Below are 18,886 nucleotides of genomic sequence, written 5' to 3' on the forward strand. Positions count from 1 at the left end.
AGTTATTGTGCTGTGTAACCGCCATCGATGACAATTGTTTGACCAGTGATGCTTTTCGCTTTGTTGCTTGCCAAGTATAAAGCGGCATCTGCAATTTCAGCAACGTCAAGTAACCGTTTTTGAGGCACGAGCGGTAATAGAACTTCTGCAAGTACTTTTTCGATAGGAACATTACGCGATTTAGCTAAGTCAGCCATTTGACCGCGTACTAAAGGTGTGTCGACATAACCAGGTGCAATTGCGTTTACTGTAATGCCATGTTCTGCTCCTTCTAAAGCAGCAACTTTTGTCAAACCAATGACGCCGTGTTTGGCGCTGTTGTAAGCAGCTTTTCCAGCAAATCCGATCAAACCATTGATTGAAGAGATGTTGATAATGCGCCCAAACCCTTGCTCTTTCATAATCGGGAAAACTGTTTTTGTTAAAATAAAGGGAGCAGTTAGCATGATTTTTAGCATCAATTCATATTTAGCTGTAGGAAATTCCTCGATAGGTGACACGTGTTGTAAACCAGCGTTGTTAATAACAATATCGACTCGGCCATAAGTTTTTTTAGTTTCTGCAACTAAGTTTTGGAGTTCAGGTTCACTTGTTACATCTGCTTTAATACCAATTGCTTCAAAGCCGTCGTTTCTTAGAGATTGTGCAGATTCTTGTAAAACCTCTTCATTGATATCCGATAAAACTACTTTTGCTCCGCTTTCTGCAAAATGCTTACCAATTTCAAAACCGATACCGCGAGCGGATCCTGTAATAATTACGACTTTTTGTTCTACCATGATAAATTCCTCCATATAATTTAATGTAATTTTTTAAGTGGTTATACTAAGCCAATTCCACCCATAATAATGCCGACGATTACAGCGATTGTTGGGATGATTAATGCTACAACGAAAACGTCTTTATAAGTTTCTTTATGAGTTAGACCCGTTACAGCTAGCAGAGTTAAAAGGGCGCCATTGTTTGGCAAAATAGATGCGCCCGCTGCAACAGAAGCCATGCGGTGGAAAACTTCTGGATTAATACCAGTAGTTTGCGACAAATTATAAAACGTATCGCCGAGTGTACTAAGCGCAATTCCCATTCCACCAGAAGCTGAACCTGTAATCATCGCCATTACTTGAATCGCTAACGATTGTGCAACCAAAGGGTTGTCGGATACATTAAGTAGCCATTCTGTAATATTGTCAAAGGCAGGGACAATAGCAATTACGGCTCCAAAACCAACTGCTGCACTAGTATTTAAGATAGCCATTACCGAACCTTTTGCACCTTCATTAATCGAAAAGATAAACTTCTTATAATCTTGTACATTGATCAACATAATGCTGACAATTCCTAGCATTAGCGCATAAATTGGCTCAAGTTTTACAATGTTCAAAAGGATAACAACAACAGTTAGAGGAACAATCGATGAAATCCAATTGGGTGTAGAACTTTCATCAGCTTTAGATGCGCCAGCTTTTTCGCGCATTGTAAAACCTTCACCTTTAGCTGAAAGCTTCTTCTCACGATAAGCTAACCAAGCATAACCGCCAACTGCCATGATTAAAGTAGTAACGATACCAATTACTGGTCCCGCCATTGGGGTTGTATTGTAGTAAGCAATCGGTATTAAGTTTTGAATCTGCGGTGTACCAGGCATCGAAGTCATCGTAAATGTGAATGCTCCGAGTGCGAAAGTTGGTACTAAAAGTTTGCGTGTAACGTTTGCTTCTCTAAACAGTTCAAGTGCGATTGGATATACTGCAAAAACGACAACGAATAAACTAACGCCACCATATGTTAACAATGCTGATGCAATCAGTACGCCCAAAATTGCGCGTTTACCACCAATCAATTGTGTAACTTTTTTAGCTACAGCTCTCGCTGCCCCCGTTTCCTCCATCAATTTACCAAATATTGCACCTAGCAAGAAGATCGGAAACCATTTTTGTACAAAACTTACTAAACCGTTCATATACGTATCTGTATATGTTGAGTAAACGTCTAGTCCGCTTAAAAGTGCTACGACTCCTGCCGCTAACGGAGCCACCCATATAATAGACCACCCTAAGTAGGCAAGTGCCATTAATAGGATCAATCCGATAAGAATGCTTAACATATGTTCTCTCCTCTTTCTAATCTGTGAATCTAATATTTTTGTAGAAACAAGAATTGATTATACACGAATAAAGATATATTGAAATAAATAAAGTTTAGTTATGAAAATAAAAAACAATTGCGATATTTACATTTTTTCTTGTAATTTTGTTATTGTTGCTATTTAATTAAGCTTCTACAAGTATGATTGATTGCGAAAATTTTTATTAATATGATTGTGAAAAGCATATTTTATTTTAATGTTATTTTGAAATTATTAAATGTGCAAAAAGTGAAATTATTTAAAATGAATTTCCAATTGCATTTGATAATTTTACAATTCATGCTGCAATCTTTCGCCACTTAAGAAAAGAATTGGAGGAAAACTAATGGATTTATTTATTATTTTATTAGCGCTAGGTTTGTTAATGTTTGTGGCTTATAAAGGATTTTCGGTGATATTGTTTGCGCCACTATGTGCTTTATTAGCAGTTTTCTTGATTGATCCAGCAAATATTTTGCCGTTTTATTCAGGCATTTTCATGGATAAAATGGTCGGTTTTATCAAACTATACTTCCCAGTATTTTTACTAGGTGCTATATTTGGTAAAATTATCGAAATGTCAGGTATAGCAGAATCAATTGCGAAAACAATTGTGCGTTTTATTGGGGCAAAGCAAGCGATGCTTGCCATTATCATTTTAGGAGCGATTTTGACGTATAGCGGTGTTAGTTTATTTGTTGCGGTTTTCGCAATTTATCCGTTTGCGGTGCAATTGTTTAAACAAGCAGATATTCCAAAAAGGCTTATGCCCGCTACGATTGCACTCGGAGCGTTCACGTTTACGATGGATGCACTACCGGGAACGCCTCAAATTCAAAATGTCATCCCAACTTCGTTTTTTGGTACAGACATCTATGCTGCACCAATTCTAGGAATTATTGGCGGCGCAGTTGTATTGTTTACCGGCTTATCATATTTGGAATTCAGACGCAGACAGGCAAAAAAAAGGGGGGAAGGCTATAGCGGATTTTCTGATAATGCTTCTATCAGCACATTAGATTCAGAAGACGATTCTATCTTAGAGTTATCTTCTGACAACTCTATAATTCGACAGATTTTCGCTTTTGTTCCACTGGTTTTAGTAGCTGTAATGAATAGTTATTTGGTTCGAGCAATTCCAGGCTGGTATCCGGATGGTTTTGACTTTGCGGCTTTAGGGCTTGATAACTACTCGATAGATGTCGCATCAAATGTTGCTATATGGGCTGTAGAAATTGCCTTAGTCGCAGGGATTCTTGCAGCGCTTCTATTCGATTGGAAGCGAGTTATGGTAAATATGAAAGATGGTCTTAATACGAGCATCAATGGATCATTATTAGCTGTAATGAATACGGCATCTGAATATGGATTTGGCGGCATCATTGCAGCACTTCCTGGTTTCGCGAAGATCAGTGACAGTATTTCAGGAACTTTCACTAATCCACTGGTTAATGGTGCGGTTACTACGAGTGCGCTCGCGGGTATCACAGGATCTGCTTCAGGTGGAATGGGGATTGCGTTAAGTGCGATGGGCGATCAATTCAATAAAGCCATAGCTGCGGCTAACATCCCGCCAGAAGTTATGCACCGCGTTGTCGCAATGGCATCAGGCGGAATGGATACTTTGCCGCATAACGGCGCAGTTATAACGTTGCTAGCGGTCACTGGACTGACGCATAAACAATCTTACGGTGATATTTTTGTCATCACGTTGATCAAAACTTTAGCTGTTTTTGTGGTCATTATCATCTATACATTGTTTGGTATTGTCTAAACTAGTCACTAACTAAAAAGCTGCCAAGTTCTATAAGATTTGGCAGCTTTTTATCGTCTCTTGAAGATGGAACTTTAAAGTAAGTATTTAAGTTAAAATAGAGGGAGGAATAATTAGAAAGTAATTGAATTACTAATGGACAAGCTTACAAAAGCTAATACTCGTTTAGAACGAAGTCATTAGTGGGAAATCGATGGGAGTGCTTTAAGTGAGAAAGTTAATTTTAAATTTAGCTATTAGTTTAGATGGTTTCATTTCAGACGAGTATGGTGGATTTGATTGGATTGTTGGTCATGGAGATAGTAAAAATGACACAAAGGATGTTTTTGATTTTGCCGAATTTATGGATAGTATCGATACTATCATTATGGGATCAAAAGCATATGAAGATGTAGTGTTAACAAATTTGGATACATACGAAGACAAAAAAATCTTGGTTGCAACGACTAGAGAGCTTGAGAAAAGAGACAATGTAGAATTTATTCAAGGCGATGTTTGTAAAGTTGTCTTGGCATTAAAAGAATTAAAAGGAAAAGACATGTGGTTGTATGGAGGAGGAATTCTTGCCGAACCTTTTGTTAAAGCGGACCTTGTAGATGAATACATTATCGGCATTATTCCAACCATTTTAGGAAGTGGGCGGACATTATTTAAAGGCAACAATAAAAAAGTTGATTTGCATCTTGATCGTGCTACTGTTGTAGATGGTATCGGCATGTTGATATATAGCCGAAGACTAATATAAAAAATTGGAGAGAAGTTATGACACATTTTCTCTCCGGTAACATTTTTCGTTTTAAATTTCATTTTGCTAATATGTAGTAAAATTCACTAAGAAGTTTATTGGTTTCAAAATCTACTTGGGCGAGTTCTTTGTTTATAAATTTTTGGATGTTCGCTTGTTCTACGTCATACAACACTTCAATTTCTTTAGAAAACAATAATTTTTCTTTTTGCAGTATTTCTGAGAGTGGTGCTGGTTGTTTTGCTCTAGGCGTTACAGAATTTAGCACTTGTTTTAAACCGTCGACGTATTTCTCAAACGATTGTCCTCCTACAATTCTTACTCCTCTATTTTTAGCATTTACCATTATTATTGAAGGGAATCCTCTTGCACCTAAACTCCTTGCTAAAGCAAAATCATCAGTTAATAATTTTCGCATAGCTGGTTGGTTTGCGGCGCTGACAATCGATTCGCCTTCAAGTCCCATATCATTCAACAGTTTAATCATAACGTCATCTTTTGAGATATTTTGGTTGAATGCAAATAACGCTTCGCGAGCACGGCGTAAATATTCGTTGGCTTTTTCATTACCAAACTGTTGTTGTAGTACTTGAAACACGCGAGAAGGTGGATAAGATGAGTGTACCGGATTATTGATCATTAGCGATCCGTCAATCGGCATTCTTGAATGTTCGCCAACTTCTCTCCAATGGCCAGCAACATCCGCTGGTTTGTAAATTCCATTAGCAGGGTCGATCGGTCCAGCGTACCATTTTTCAAGCAACCCACCCATAACCGTTTGAAAATCAAAATACTCACCGTAATAATAAGCGGATTGTGTATCTTAAGCATCACATATTACGTAAAAAAGATGAAAGTAAGGCAAGTGTATAATGAAGTTATGAAATAAATTAACTAAGTAAACTAAAGGGGCAGCTAGCGAATATTTTCGTTAGCTGTCTTTTATTTGTGCAGTTTTTAAGGAGTTTGTTTAATCTTGTTTATTACAAACTATAGCAGGGAAAATTTTATTACACGGTATATGTCGCATTAACATGTTTAGAACAAAGACTGGAGGAAAAAGAATGGCAGATTATAAGAAGAACAGTATTTCCTTAACAGGGGCTGTCGGTTTAGGAACTGGGGTGATGATTAGCGCAGGAATTTTCGCCTTGCTTGGACAAGTCGCTCAACTTGCAGGAGCTTGGTTCCCGTTAATATTTATTGCGGGTGGGCTTGTCACAGCGTTTAGTGCTTATTCGTATATTAAATTGAGCAATGAATTTCCATCGGCCGGTGGTATTGGCATGTTTTTAGTTAAAGCATATGGTAAGGGCACGATTACAGCTGCAGCAGCATTATTAATGGCAATCTCAATGGTCATTAACCAAAGTTTGGTAGCCAGAACATTTGGTACGTATACGTTACAACTTTTTGATGTGGATCAATCAAGCTATCTCGTTCCACTATTGGGGGTTGGGTTACTAACTTTCGCATTTCTAGTTAATATTTCTGGCAATAACTTTATTCAATCATTTACATCCGTGGCGTCACTACTGAAAATTGCTGGGCTGGCTGTTTTTGGTATAGGCGGATTAAGTGTCGTAGGGTTTTCTTTCGCACCTGCAGAAAGTGGGGGCAATTCGGTAGATCCTACCGTCGCAAGCTATATTGCTGCTGTCGCGTTAACAATTTTAGCGTTTAAAGGATTTACCACGATTACAAATAGTGGTTCTGAAATAACCAAGCCCAAGAAAAATGTAGGCAGAGCCATTATGATTTCGATTTCAATCAGCTTGCTTGTGTATTTATTAATTGCATGGTCAGTTTCAAGCAATTTGCCGTTGGACCAAATTATTAAAACAAAAGATTATGCACTTGCTGAAGCAGCTAGACCTGCATTTGGCGATTATGGACTTTGGTTTACTGTAGGCATTGCCATCATCGCAACAATTTCTGGGATTATTGCAAGTGTCTTTGCGGTATCTCGAATGTTAGCGATGTTGACCGATATGAAACTGATTCCTCACAAACATTTCGGTATGCCTGGAGATATTCAAAAGCACACATTGGTTTACACGATCGTGTTGGCAATGTTCTTAACCATCTTTTTTGATTTAAGTCGAATTGCTTCAATGGGTGCAATTTTATACTTAGTGATGGATATGATTATCCATTGGGGCGTGTTCAAGCATTTACGTGAAAAAGTTAGTGCCAATAAAGTGATTGTATTGACCGCGTTAACATTAGATGCAGTCATACTCTCTGCCTTTCTATGGGTGAAAATAAACTCTGACTTATTTGTAGTTGGTGTCTCCTTAGTGTTTATTTTGTTAATCTTTGCAGGTGAACGTTTCTTTTTAAAACGTACAGCGTAAGATTTTTAAGTATTGTAAAAATAAATAGCCCCAGAAAGTTAGGAGAAACACTAACTTTCTGGGGCTATTATTTATTTTTAATAGATTTCAATTTGTCCCATCATGCCATTATCTTCGTGTTCTAAAATATGACAATGAAACACGAACACACCTTTTTCCGGAAAAGTGACGAGCAATTTTACTTTTTCGCCGGGATTAACTAATACACTGTCTTTCAAACCTTGCTCACTTTGAGCCACTTCTTTACCATCACGAGAAATAACTTTAAATTGAGTCCCGTGAACATGGAACGGATGAATCATCCCACCCATCATATCTTTTTTATTGTACACTTCCCACACTTCGGTCACGCCTTGTTCTTGGCGTAAGTCAATGCGATCGGCATCGAACTTTTTACCATTAATCGTTACCATATCCATCATGCCAAATAATTCAATGTTTTTTTCAATCGGCATTTCTTGTTCCTCTTGCGATAGGAAGGGCTCATCAGTTGTCCACATTTCAGTTGAATCTACGGTAGAACCGTCAAGCTCTACATCAAATGGCAATAATTCAACGCCTTCATCATTTATGATAGCGAGCGATTCTTCAGCTGTTAGTTTTGAAAAATCTATCAGAATCTCTGCACGCTCTGATGCTGCCAATGTTAATTCTTGAATCTCAACGGGTTCATCGAGCAAACTGCCATCAGATGCAATTTGCGTAAAGCTAGCGCCATTGCTCAAACTGAATGTGTAGTTACGCGCATTCGATCCATTTAATAGACGGAAACGCATTATCGGTTCCGTAATCGTTAGTTTAGGATTCACTGTGCCATTAACTATAGAAACGTCTCCTAATGTGCCATCTTCATTCATTAATCTTTTGTAATTCAACTGTTTGTTTTCATCAAAAAGGCGGTCTTGGAAAATCAGTGGAATATCATTGACTCCATATTCATTTGGTATAATAGGATCTTTCTTATCAGAGCTATCGATAAGCAACATACCTGATAATCCTCTGTACACTTGCTCAGCAGTTTTTTCGTGCACGTGTGGATGGTACCACAACGTTGCAGCAGGCTGGTCAGCTTCTAATGTGACGATTCGACTTTCACCAGGTTGGATTTCATCACTAGGGCCACCATCAATTTCACTAGCCACTTCAAGGCCGTGCCAATGAAATGTAGTAGGTTCACTTAAATCATTGGTAATTTTAACATCAACCTTTTTTCCTTCTTCTATTTTAAGTGTAGGGCCAAGTAAGTTACCGTTATATCCATATGTTTCTGTTGAAACTCCTTTAAAAAATTCAGTAGTTCCTTCTTGTGCAACAACTTCATAATCGTAATCTTGATCTTTTTGCTTTTCGAGTAATGGAGGGATTGCCAAATCATTTAATCCTTCGGAAGAAGTAAGGGAAGGTACATTTCCATGATCCATCATTGATCCCATACCTCCTTGGTTCGTTCCACCCATACCTTGGTCAGCATCTTCTTCACTCATCATATTTGAGTTCATGCCCCCATTATTACTAGAACAAGCAGATAGAATTATTGCTAAAAAAAGCAATAGACTTATCGCTCCATTTTTTCGCTTCATCGTAAACCCTTCTTTCTTTCGTTTCTATTTATACTTTATCTAAAATATATGCATAACCCGTGCAGGATTAGTGGCGTTCATATGGCTTTTTAGACTGGCTTTAAAAAGCCGTGAATCTGCACAAAAAATCAAAACCTTTCCTTTACACTTAAATGAGAACTGATCGTCTAGAAAGAGGGAGAACCATGATATTTAAGAAATTAGGCTGGATAATTGTTTTTAGTACATTAATTTTGATGGGCTGTAATGATAGTTCAGATCTAAAAAAAGAAATTCCGTATAGTGGCGAACTCAATCATGTTCATGGAATAGGCTACGCTGGAAATGATGGTGGTTTGTATTTTGCGGCCCATACAGGATTGAAAATTTACCGTGAAGGTGAATGGTTTGCCATTTCTGATAATTTTTTTGATTATATGGGTTTTAACGCAATAGACCAAGGATTTTACACATCGGGACACCCGAGTGCTGACTCAAATATTCCAAATCCACTTGGGATTCAAAAAAGTTTAGATGGCGGAAAATCTCTGGAACATATTGCGTTCGAAGGGGAAACGGATTTTCATACGATGGCTGTAGGATATATTAGCCAAGACATTTTCTTGTTAAATCCAGAAGCGAACACTGAATTAGACGCTGGATTTTACAAACTCTCGAGAGAGGACGAACAATGGGAGAATGCAAAAGGTACTGGTTTAGAAGGAGAAGTTTCAGCACTTGCTTTACATCCCACCGATTCCAACATTGTTGCGGCAGCTACATCTAAGGGAATATATATATCAGAAAATGGCGGCGTACAGTTTGAACGGATTACAGATGATAATGAAACGGGAACAGCTATTTTCTTTAATGAAAACGAATTGTTTTATGCAAGCTCCGGAAAAAGTGCAATGTTGACTAAATATACCGTATCAACTAAAGGAGAAGAAAAAGTCAGTTTGCCAAATCTTACGCAAGATGCAGTAGCTTTTATTTCTCAAAATCCTGCTAATAAAAAGGAAATCGGGATATATACAATGCAAGGAGAAGTTTTTTTTACACAAGATAATGGGAGTACGTGGTTGCCTTTACTTCAAGAAGGCAAAGTAGATTAACATAAAACGTTTATAGGCAAGGAGAAGCCAATAAAAAGGAGTGGTTAAGGTGAACGCTAAAAACTCACATCATAATCATGAAAAACAGTCACCAGAACACGCGCATGATAAAAACAATGCAAATCATTCAAATCACGATCACCAAGGTCACGGGGGTCACGGAGATATGGTGGCAGATTTTAAAAAACGTTTTTTTATATCATTGATTTTAACTTTACCAATTTTAGCGTTATCACCAATGATTCAACATTTTTTAGGACTCGATTTGCGCTTTGATAATGACATGTATATTTTATTTGTCTTATCAACAATTGTTTTCTTTTATGGTGGATGGCCGTTCTTAACTGGAGGAATTAGAGAACTAAAGGATAAAAATCCTGGTATGATGACGTTAATCGCTTTAGCTATTACAATTGCCTACGGTTATAGCACGATGGTTGTCTTTGGTTGGGACGGCAATCAATTGTTCTGGGAGTTGGCAACATTAGTTGTCATTATGTTACTAGGTCACTGGATTGAAATGCGTTCCATTATGGGAGCATCCAATGCTTTAGAGGAATTAATTCAACTCATGCCAAGTGAAGCACATAAGTTAGACGAAAATAACGAAGTTCATGATGTGCCACTAGCTGAAGTTCAAAACAACGATCGTTTATTAGTAAAACCCGGCGAAAAAATTCCGGTAGATGGTTTGATTATTGAAGGCAAATCTACAATTGATGAATCTATGTTAACTGGAGAATCGCTTCCTATAGAAAAAGAAGAAGGCGATCAAGTTATAGGGGGTTCAGTAAATAATGAAGGTTCTTTAACCATTGAAGTAGAAAAAACAGGGGAAGCTTCTTATTTATCACAAGTCGTTAAAATGGTGAAAGAAGCGCAAGAGTCCAAATCTAGAACTCAAGATTTGACGAATCGCGCAGCCAAGTGGTTATTTTACTTAGCAATAGTAGCAGGTCTTGTAACGTTTTCTGTTTGGATACTCCTCGGATACACAGTAGATGTGGCAGTAGAACGAATGGTAACCGTAATGGTTATTACATGTCCTCATGCATTAGGTCTAGCAGCACCACTTGTAGTTGCTGTTTCAACTTCGATTTCTGCTAAAAAAGGCTTATTAATTCGAAATCGCGCCGGATTTGAGGACGCTCGTCATTTAAATGCAGTGGTGTTTGATAAAACAGGCACATTAACAAAAGGCGAATTCGGCATTACTAATATTATACCTAGTGGCGATTACACAAAAGATGAGGTTTTGCAGGTTGCTGCTGCAATAGAGCAAAATTCAGAGCATCCCATTGCAACTGGTATTGTAAAATCTTCGAAAAAGCGAGGGCTTGAGCTCAAAAAAGTAACAGAATTTGAATCGATTACTGGAAAAGGCATTCAAGGAATAGTAGATGGACAGAAAATAAATGTAGTAAGTCCAAGGTTTGTTAACGATAACAAGCTCAGCTTTGATCAAACTCAGTTTAGTGAGTTATCAGAAGAAGGAAAGACAGTTGTGTTTGTGTTAGTCGAAGATCAACTCGCTGGTATGATTGCACTCGCTGATATCGTTCGAGAAACTGCTAAAGAAGCCGTATCTGCTTTAAAAGAACTAGGAATTCATTCAATTATGTTGACAGGGGACAATCAAAAAGTTGCCAATTGGGTAGCTGAACAGCTCGGCATTGATGAAGTATACGCCGAAGTGTTACCGGATGATAAGGCAAACCAAATTAAAAAATTAAAAGAAAAAGGTTGGAAAGTCGCCATGACTGGGGACGGTGTCAATGATGCACCGGCATTAGCAACAGCACACTTAGGAATTGCAATAGGCGCTGGAACAGATGTAGCAATGGAAACAGCAGATGTCGTTTTGGTTCGAAGCAATCCTAATGATGTTGTCGACTTAATCGACTTATCTCAAAAAACGTATCGAAAAATGGTTCAGAATTTGTGGTGGGCAACAGGCTATAATATATTTGCTATTCCATTAGCTGCCGGTGTATTAGCACCTTGGGGAATAATTGTCAGTCCTGCGGTAGGTGCAGTTTTAATGAGCTTAAGTACGATCATTGTTGCCATTAATGCGAAGTTATTAAAAGCTTAATAAGAAAAGGCGATCCCCTTATTACTAATTTAATGGAGGATCGTTTTTGTTTTGAAAATAATGAAAAGATTGTGGTATTTCACATTTTTTTCATTTTTAGATAGCATATTAGTAAATTTCCTGTAATATGAAATAAAAGATGTAAAAAATAATAAGAAGTATAGGTCAATCGAAGGGGGCAAGGATTTGAGCAATAAATCAAAATGGTTGATAACGAATATTTCTATTGTATTGGCTCTTTCCATAAATATGCCGATAATGAACGCTAACACATTAGGTGAACTAGAAAAAAGGCAACTAGAAACCGAGAGAAAGAAAAGTGAATTGTATACAGGTATTAAAGATAAAACGGCAGCCATAAGTACAAATCAAACGGAATTATACAAAATTATGGACAAAATTACTGAACTATCTAATAAAATTAACGAAATGGAATACCATGTTGCTGAAGTTCAAGAAGAAGTTAACCAACGAAAAATTGAAATTGATGAGTTGAAAATGTCTATTGAAATATTTGAAAACAAAATAACGGAGCGTTCAGAGTTATTAAAAGAACGAGTTCGAGCTATACAGATAAGTGGTGGATCGATTGATTATATGGATGTATTGTTAAGTGCGAATAGCTTTGTTGACTTTATTGACCGTTTTTCAGCTGTAAATACATTGATAGAAGCAGATCGTGAAATTATGATAAAACAAGTTGAAGATACTAAGTTATTAGCTAAACAAAAAGTAATAGTTGAAACAAAGCTTATTGAACAAAAAGAACGCCATTCAACACTGCAAAACATGAATGATTTAATTGCTACTCAAAAGATAGAACACGCTGAATTTGTAGTTGAGCTTACTGCTGAACAACAACGATTAACAATTTCGAAATCTGAATTAGAAAATCGTTTTGAAGAAGAACTAGAGTTAAGCGAAAAACTAGAAAAACAAATTTTAGATGAACAAGATCGTCTTGCGGAATTAGCAAGAAAAGCTGAGGAAGAGCGAATACGTAATCTTTCTAGTAACCAATTCTCATTAGACTTTATGGATAAAATCGATAATTCTCCTTTTATGCGACCAGCGGCAGGGCAACACACATCTGGCTTTGGAGGACGTGATATTGGGGACGGTGCTGAAACGCATTTAGGTTATGATATTGCGAATGCCACTGGAACTTCGGTTGTCGCAGCGGCAGATGGTTATGTATCATTTGCAGGAGTCATGGGTGGATATGGGAACGTGGTAATATTAACTCATTCTATTAACGGTCAAACACATGCTACGGTTTATGCGCATTTGAACTCGATAAATGTCACTCTCAGTGAATTCGTTTCTCAAGGCCAACAGGTTGGTGGTATGGGGAACACTGGACGCTCTACAGGAACGCATGTGCATTTTGAAGTTCACGTAGGACCTTGGAATGGATCACGATCGAATGCCGTAAATCCAGCTCAATATATATGGTGAGCTTTTAAACAATCATCACTGATAAAAAGTGACGATTGTTTTTCTTTTATAAATTCTATTGTAAAGTAGGGCATTTCGTGTCAAAAAAAAACAAAAATACCACAACAGAAGAAAACACCAAAAAGAAAATCCCTATATTGACGGGATTTTTCTATATTTCAATCATTTTTGTAGCCAGTCTATTGCTCATTGTTCTAGGGTTTGTCTACACAGGTTTTAAAAATGAGGCAACAAACAATTCTCAAACTACGAACTCAATATTATCGGAAGATACAGGTGATGATAAATCCACCTTTTATTTTAAACTCTTCAATCAATCGGCAGAAACCAACTCTTTAGCATCTACTTTAGATTCTAGTTTGCAAAATGAGCAGCTTACAAATGATGAATTCCTTCCGCCTATGAAAGTTTTTAAAGATGAAAAAGAGTTATCAGTAGATTTTAATGAAGTGCTGTTCGCTCAAATTAGCTCTGGGATAAATCTTGACACGGGTCATTCAACTTTTGACAAAGACGTTATTTATATTTACCAGAGTCATAGCAGAGAATCATTTTTACCCTATTTGAAAAACGTAAACGCACCCGAAGAAGCTTTTCATTCAATAGCTAATGTCACTCTAGTGGGAAAAATGTTAGGAAAAGCTTTAGAACGAAGAGGGATAGGTACTACAGTTAATTCTGCAGACATTGTTAAGGAACTAGATTCAAGAGGAATGGATTATGAAAGTTCATATTTTGTATCAGGGGAACATGTAAAAAGAGCAATTCAAAAAAATCAGGATTTAGAAATTTTCTTAGATATCCACCGTGATTCATTGCGCAAAGATTCTACAACAATCAACGTAAATGGAGATGATTATGCTCAATTACTATTTATTGTAGGTACAGGGCACAAAGAATTTGAAAAAAACTTAAACTTCGCTAGAGAATTGCAATTACAGCTCGAAACAAATTATCCTAAGGTTTCAAAAGGCATACTTGAAAAAGATAAGAGCGAGGGAAATGGCGTTTACAATCAGAACTTAGCTGCTAACGCAATTATTGTTGAAATAGGTGGAGTTGATAATACGGTACAAGAATTGTACCGTACTGTTGAAGCTTTGGCTGATGTACTGAGCAGTAACTATTGGCACGATTAACTAGTACATTGATTCTTTAAAAGAAGCAAACCCGACTAAAGAGTTACTGTTGGGTTTGCTTTTTTTAATTCGACTCCTTTTAGTCTGTAACTTTGAAGGTAATGACTTCACGTATATACTTCATAGTCCGCTCATGCGCCTCTTCTGAAGTGTACCGATTACGGTTATTTAATACCTTAGTAAACATGCCTTGCCAAATTAAATTTGTGATTTCATTGAGTTCTTCAGCTTCACCTTCAGTTAATAAACCAGCATTAATCATATAGCTGATCGCAAAACGTCCGCGTTCATCAATGCTACGTTCCATTAATGCTGGTTTTAACTCTTCTGAAACGTCTAATAAATCTACTGGGTAGAGTTCGTAATAATGAGTAAGTAAGCTTTCCGGATGTTCACCGAGGTCCATTAGAAAAGCTGAATGGAACACCTCGGGAGAATTAAAAGAATATTTACTAAAAACTTCCCAGGCCACTAAGTATTTCTCGATAGGATCGGTTTTTAATTTCATTTCTTCTGTAACCTCTTCAATATAAGGTTTTAAAAACTTTAACGAAGCAAAAAATAGCAGATGGGACAACTCCCCGAAATAATTATAAATAGTAGCGCTATTGTATCCGGCTTTTTCTGCAACTTTACGTATCGTTACTTGTTGGAAACCTTCTGTGTTGATCAACTCTTCTGTTGCATCAATAAAGTAAGTCCACATTCGGCGTTTTTTTAATTCTTTATTGTCCATAGTAAATCACTTCCTTGAAAATTTTTTATTTTTAAAAGATATTGATTATTCCTTTAATAACATGATAACATGAAAAATGTCAAAAGTAATCATGATTACTAATTAACCGCGATTACTGATATTGATCAAAGGGGGAAGTAATATGAACAAAGTTAAAATTGATCCAACGGTTTTTTGGTCTTCGTTAATAGTGATTGTCGTAGCAACTTTATCACTAGTTATTTTTAGGGGATCAGCAGAACCGGTAATGAACAAAATGATGACAAGCATTACATACAATCTAGATTGGGCATTTCAATTTCTAACTTTCGGGATTTTCATCTTATTAGTATGGTTGATTTTCAGCCGCTATGGTAAAGTGCGTCTTGGTGATGAAGCACCTGAATTTTCAACGTTTAGTTGGGGAGCGATGCTGTTTTGCGCAGGGATGGGCACGAGCATCATGTTCTGGTCGATGATGGAACCACTTTATTATTATATGGGGCCACCATTTGGTATTGAACCAAATAGTACTCAGTCTGCTGAATGGGCAGTGGCATATGGCATGTTCCATTGGGGAATTTCAGCATGGGCATTGTATGCTTTGCCAACGGTGACAATTGCTTACTCGTTTTTTGTGAAGAAAAACCGCTCGTTAAAAATTAGTACGGCATGTCGTGGTGTTTTAGGAAAACATGCAGATGGACCAATTGGTAAAATAATTGACATTATGGTTATTTGGAGCTTGGTTGGTGGACTCGGAACTTCACTAGGTCTAGGTGTTCCTATGGTGTCTGCGGTTATTGGTGAGATTTTTGGAGTTCAACAATCTTTGCAACTAAGCATAATTATTATTGTCATTTGGACAGTTATTTATGGTGCAAGTGCTTATATGGGCTTATATAAAGGTATTCGTAAACTAAGTGACTGGAATGTATATTTGGCATTAGGCTTGGCATTATTTGTTTTAATCACAGGTCCGACTTTGTTCATTTTGTCGAACTTCTCAAATAGTTTTGGCCTCATGCTTCAAAATTTCGCATTAATGAGTTTTTCAACAGATCCAATTGAAAAAGGAGGGTTCCCACAAGCGTGGACAGTGTTTTATTGGGCTTGGTTTGCAGCGACTGCACCGTTTATCGGTTTGTTCGTAGCAAGGATTTCTAGAGGACGCACAATACGTGAGTTAATCGTCCATATTTTATTATGGGGATCATTGGGCAGTTGGATTTATTTCGGTATATTTGGTGGATACACGATGAATCTACAACTGACAGGTGCATTAAATGTCGTTGACATGCTAAATACTAGCGGAGGTCCAGCTACAATCGTTGAAATTTTGCGAACGATCCCGCTCGACTTTTTAGTGTTACCATTTTTCGCTGTGCTTGCTTTTATCTTCTTGGCAACATCTCTCGATTCTGCAACGTACATTCTTTCAGCAATTGCAACGAAGGAATTAATTGGCGACCAAGAACCGGCACGTTGGCACCGTATGCTATGGGGAGCAGTTCTCGCTGTTCTTGCCGTATCGCTATTGATGATTGGTGGACTAAAAGTTATCCAAACTTCATCTGTTATTGTATCGGTGCCGGTTATACTTCTATATTTACTTTTAACTTCTTCTCTTTTGAAGTGGTTAAAACAAGATTTTCCTGAACAACCAAATAGCAGTCTTTCTATAACTCAACAGATTCAGGCAAAAGAAAATGAAACGCTTTAAAAGGGAATTAAAATGCTAAAGAGGGGGAAGAATAATGGTATTTAATGTTCGAGAAAGCACACGTAGTATTAAAAGAGAGTTTCCACATGAAGTAGAAGTGATCGACCATATTTGGATTTCGATGTCTGACGGAACTAGGTTGTCTGCGAAGCTTTGGATACCCAAAAGTGCATATGAGAATCCTGTACCGGTCGTTTTAGAATATCTTCCATATCGCAAAAACGAATTTACCGCATTACGTGATTCAATTCGTCATCCTTATTTCTCGGGCCATGGCTATGCCAGCGTTCGTGTAGATATTCGTGGATGCGGTGATTCAGAAGGCATCATTTACGATGAGTATACAAAACAAGAACAAGATGATGCATTAGAAGTTTTGGATTGGATTACAAAACAAGAATGGTCAACTGGATCTGTTGGCATGATTGGCAAGTCGTGGGGCGGTTTTAATGGCCTACAAGTTGCAGCACATAATCATCCAGCGTTAAAAACCATCATTACACTATGCTCAACAGATGATCGTTATGCAGATGACGTCCATTATAAAGGTGGTGCTTTACTCGCTTCAGACATGCTTTGGTGGGCTTCGACAATGCTTGTTTATAATGCTCGACCACAAGATCCTAAACATGTAGGTGAATCATGGCGCGAAAACTGGTTAGAGCGTTTAGAAAAAACACCGCCATTTGTGGAAGAATGGATGCGTCACCAGCGTCGAGATGATTATTGGAAACACGGTTCGATTTGCGAGAATTACGATGATATCAAAATTCCGGTTTACGCAGTAGGCGGTTGGGCAGATGGCTATACAAATGCAGTTTTTCGCTTGATGGAAAATTTGAAAGGTCCAAAAAAGGGATTGATTGGTCCATGGGCACATGAATATCCAGAAGTAGCTGTGCCGGGTCCGCAAATTGGATTTTTACAAGAATGTCTTCGTTGGTGGGATCAATGGTTAAAAGAAGAAGATACAGGCATTATGGATGAACCGGTGTTGCGTATGTGGCTTCAAGACGCCGTACCACCTAAAACCGATTACCACATTCGTCCAGGTGAATGGGTGCTCGAAAATAGTTGGCCAAGCCCTAACACGGAGGATAAGCACTATTTCCTTGGTAATCATCAACTTACAGAAACTCCAGATAGCGGATCTGAAATATTGAAAACTCACCAACAGCACGGCTTGTATGCAGGGGTTTATTGTCCATTCGGGCAAGAAGGCGACATGGCTTCAGATCAGGCAATTGAAAATGGCTTATCGAATACATTTACCAGTGCACCACTAGAGGAAGAGTTGAGCATTCTTGGCTTTCCAAAGCTGAAAGTAAAATTAATGAGTGATAACAAACGTGCTAATCTTGCTGTGAGGTTAAGTGATTTATCACCTACGGGAACTTCAAAATTGATTTCGTGGGGACAGTTAAACTTAACTCATCGGAATAGTCACGAGTCTCCAGAAGATGTACCAGTCGACCAAGAGTTCACAGCCGTAGTGGAGCTGGATGCCATTGGCTATAAAGTGCCTAAAGGACATAGTCTTCAATTATCCATTTCACCTACTTACTGGCCGCATGCTTGGCCAACGGCAAATGAAGCAGAACTGTATATTATTAAAGACAAAGATACGCACTTTGTATTGCCAACTTACAACAATATAACGAAAAAAGAAGATATCATTCCATTTGAACAGCCAGAAACAGCTGCTGTAATGGAACGTGAAGTTCTTCGTGAAGCTGGACGAACGCGAGAAATTAACCACAATACAGTTACAAACGAGTGGGTATTGAATGACTTCTCTGATGAAGGATGCAGACGTTTACCAGCTAATGGGCTCGAATACGGCAGTACGAATAAAAATATATACCGTATTAAAGAAGGCGATCCATTGTCAGCTTCTGTTCAATGTGACTGGACCTTAACGGTCGGACGTGAAGAGTGGCAAACAAGTTTGGAATCTGTTTCGACTATGACGGCAGATGCTAAAAAGTTCTATATCACGAGCCAGTTAAAAGCGCTCGAAGGTGACAAAGTACTTTATGATACATGTAGAACTTTTGAAGTCGATCGTGATTTTATTTAAT

General features: G+C 37.8%; 13 protein-coding genes and 1 pseudogene. 9 read left to right on the top strand and 5 right to left on the bottom strand.

Annotation, left to right across the window (positions count from 1 at the left end; all coding sequences use genetic code 11):
- Window positions 1-2 precede the first annotated feature (2 nt).
- Both PLANO_RS07520 and PLANO_RS07525 read right to left on the bottom strand, forming a co-directional pair.
- A complete protein-coding gene (locus PLANO_RS07520; protein ID WP_038703856.1) occupies window positions 3-779 on the bottom strand; it encodes a 3-hydroxybutyrate dehydrogenase in 777 nt (258 codons plus the stop codon).
- Between the two features lie 41 nt (window positions 780-820).
- A complete protein-coding gene (locus PLANO_RS07525) occupies window positions 821-2,104 on the bottom strand; it encodes a GntP family permease (RefSeq protein WP_038703857.1) in 1,284 nt (427 codons plus the stop codon).
- A 367-nt stretch (window positions 2,105-2,471) separates the two neighbouring features.
- Between PLANO_RS07525 and PLANO_RS07530 the strand changes: the two genes are divergently transcribed.
- Complete coding sequence (locus PLANO_RS07530) at window positions 2,472-3,899, top strand: GntP family permease (protein ID WP_038703858.1); 1,428 nt, start codon at window positions 2,472-2,474, stop codon at window positions 3,897-3,899.
- 208 nt (window positions 3,900-4,107) lie between these two features.
- Window positions 4,108-4,644, top strand: coding sequence for a dihydrofolate reductase family protein (locus tag PLANO_RS07535; protein WP_038703859.1), 537 nt, complete (start codon window positions 4,108-4,110; stop codon window positions 4,642-4,644).
- A 58-nt stretch (window positions 4,645-4,702) separates the two neighbouring features.
- On the opposite strand, the pseudogene PLANO_RS07540 reads toward PLANO_RS07535, so the two are convergent.
- A pseudogene (locus PLANO_RS07540) lies at window positions 4,703-5,437 on the bottom strand (DsbA family protein); the annotation flags it as partial.
- 271 nt (window positions 5,438-5,708) lie between these two features.
- Here PLANO_RS07540 and PLANO_RS07545 point away from each other — a divergent pair.
- The gene (locus PLANO_RS07545; RefSeq protein ID WP_038703860.1) at window positions 5,709-7,001 is read left to right on the top strand and encodes an APC family permease; all 1,293 of its coding nucleotides are present in this window, start codon (window positions 5,709-5,711) and stop codon (window positions 6,999-7,001) included.
- 77 nt (window positions 7,002-7,078) lie between these two features.
- Here the strand turns inward: PLANO_RS07545 and PLANO_RS07550 are convergent, their stop codons facing one another.
- Window positions 7,079-8,581 carry a multicopper oxidase family protein gene (locus PLANO_RS07550; protein ID WP_038703861.1) on the bottom strand — a complete coding sequence of 501 codons (1,503 nt, stop codon included), beginning with the start codon at window positions 8,579-8,581 and terminating at the stop codon, window positions 7,079-7,081.
- Window positions 8,582-8,766: 185 nt separating this feature from the next.
- Here PLANO_RS07550 and PLANO_RS07555 point away from each other — a divergent pair, with 185 nt between their 5' ends.
- The 4 genes from PLANO_RS07555 to spoIIP all read left to right on the top strand — a co-directional run bounded on the left by PLANO_RS07555 (window position 8,767) and on the right by spoIIP (window position 14,367).
- The gene (locus PLANO_RS07555; RefSeq protein WP_038703862.1) at window positions 8,767-9,675 is read left to right on the top strand and encodes a F510_1955 family glycosylhydrolase; all 909 of its coding nucleotides are present in this window, start codon (window positions 8,767-8,769) and stop codon (window positions 9,673-9,675) included.
- A 238-nt stretch (window positions 9,676-9,913) separates the two neighbouring features.
- Window positions 9,914-11,770: a copper-translocating P-type ATPase gene (locus PLANO_RS07560; protein ID WP_081976684.1), complete on the top strand. Its 1,857-nt coding sequence runs from the start codon at window positions 9,914-9,916 to the stop codon at window positions 11,768-11,770.
- A 186-nt stretch (window positions 11,771-11,956) separates the two neighbouring features.
- Complete coding sequence (locus PLANO_RS07565) at window positions 11,957-13,228, top strand: murein hydrolase activator EnvC family protein (protein ID WP_038703864.1); 1,272 nt, start codon at window positions 11,957-11,959, stop codon at window positions 13,226-13,228.
- Window positions 13,229-13,305: 77 nt separating this feature from the next.
- Complete coding sequence (gene spoIIP / locus PLANO_RS07570) at window positions 13,306-14,367, top strand: stage II sporulation protein P (RefSeq protein ID WP_038703865.1); 1,062 nt, start codon at window positions 13,306-13,308, stop codon at window positions 14,365-14,367.
- 79 nt (window positions 14,368-14,446) lie between these two features.
- On the opposite strand, the gene PLANO_RS07575 is transcribed toward spoIIP, so the two are convergent.
- Window positions 14,447-15,103, bottom strand: a complete 657-nt coding sequence (locus tag PLANO_RS07575; RefSeq protein WP_038703866.1) for a TetR/AcrR family transcriptional regulator — start codon at window positions 15,101-15,103, stop codon at window positions 14,447-14,449.
- Window positions 15,104-15,245: 142 nt separating this feature from the next.
- Between PLANO_RS07575 and PLANO_RS07580 the strand changes: the two genes are divergently transcribed.
- Together PLANO_RS07580 and PLANO_RS07585 are read left to right on the top strand one after the other, a co-directional pair.
- Window positions 15,246-16,805, top strand: a complete 1,560-nt coding sequence (locus PLANO_RS07580) for a BCCT family transporter (protein WP_038703867.1) — start codon at window positions 15,246-15,248, stop codon at window positions 16,803-16,805.
- Between the two features lie 34 nt (window positions 16,806-16,839).
- Window positions 16,840-18,885, top strand: a complete 2,046-nt coding sequence (locus PLANO_RS07585; RefSeq protein ID WP_038703868.1) for a CocE/NonD family hydrolase — start codon at window positions 16,840-16,842, stop codon at window positions 18,883-18,885.
- Window position 18,886 lies beyond the last annotated feature (1 nt).

Origin of the sequence: Planococcus sp. PAMC 21323, from assembly GCF_000785555.1 — a bacterium.
In the GTDB taxonomy this organism is placed as follows: Bacteria; Bacillota; Bacilli; order Bacillales_A; family Planococcaceae; genus Planococcus.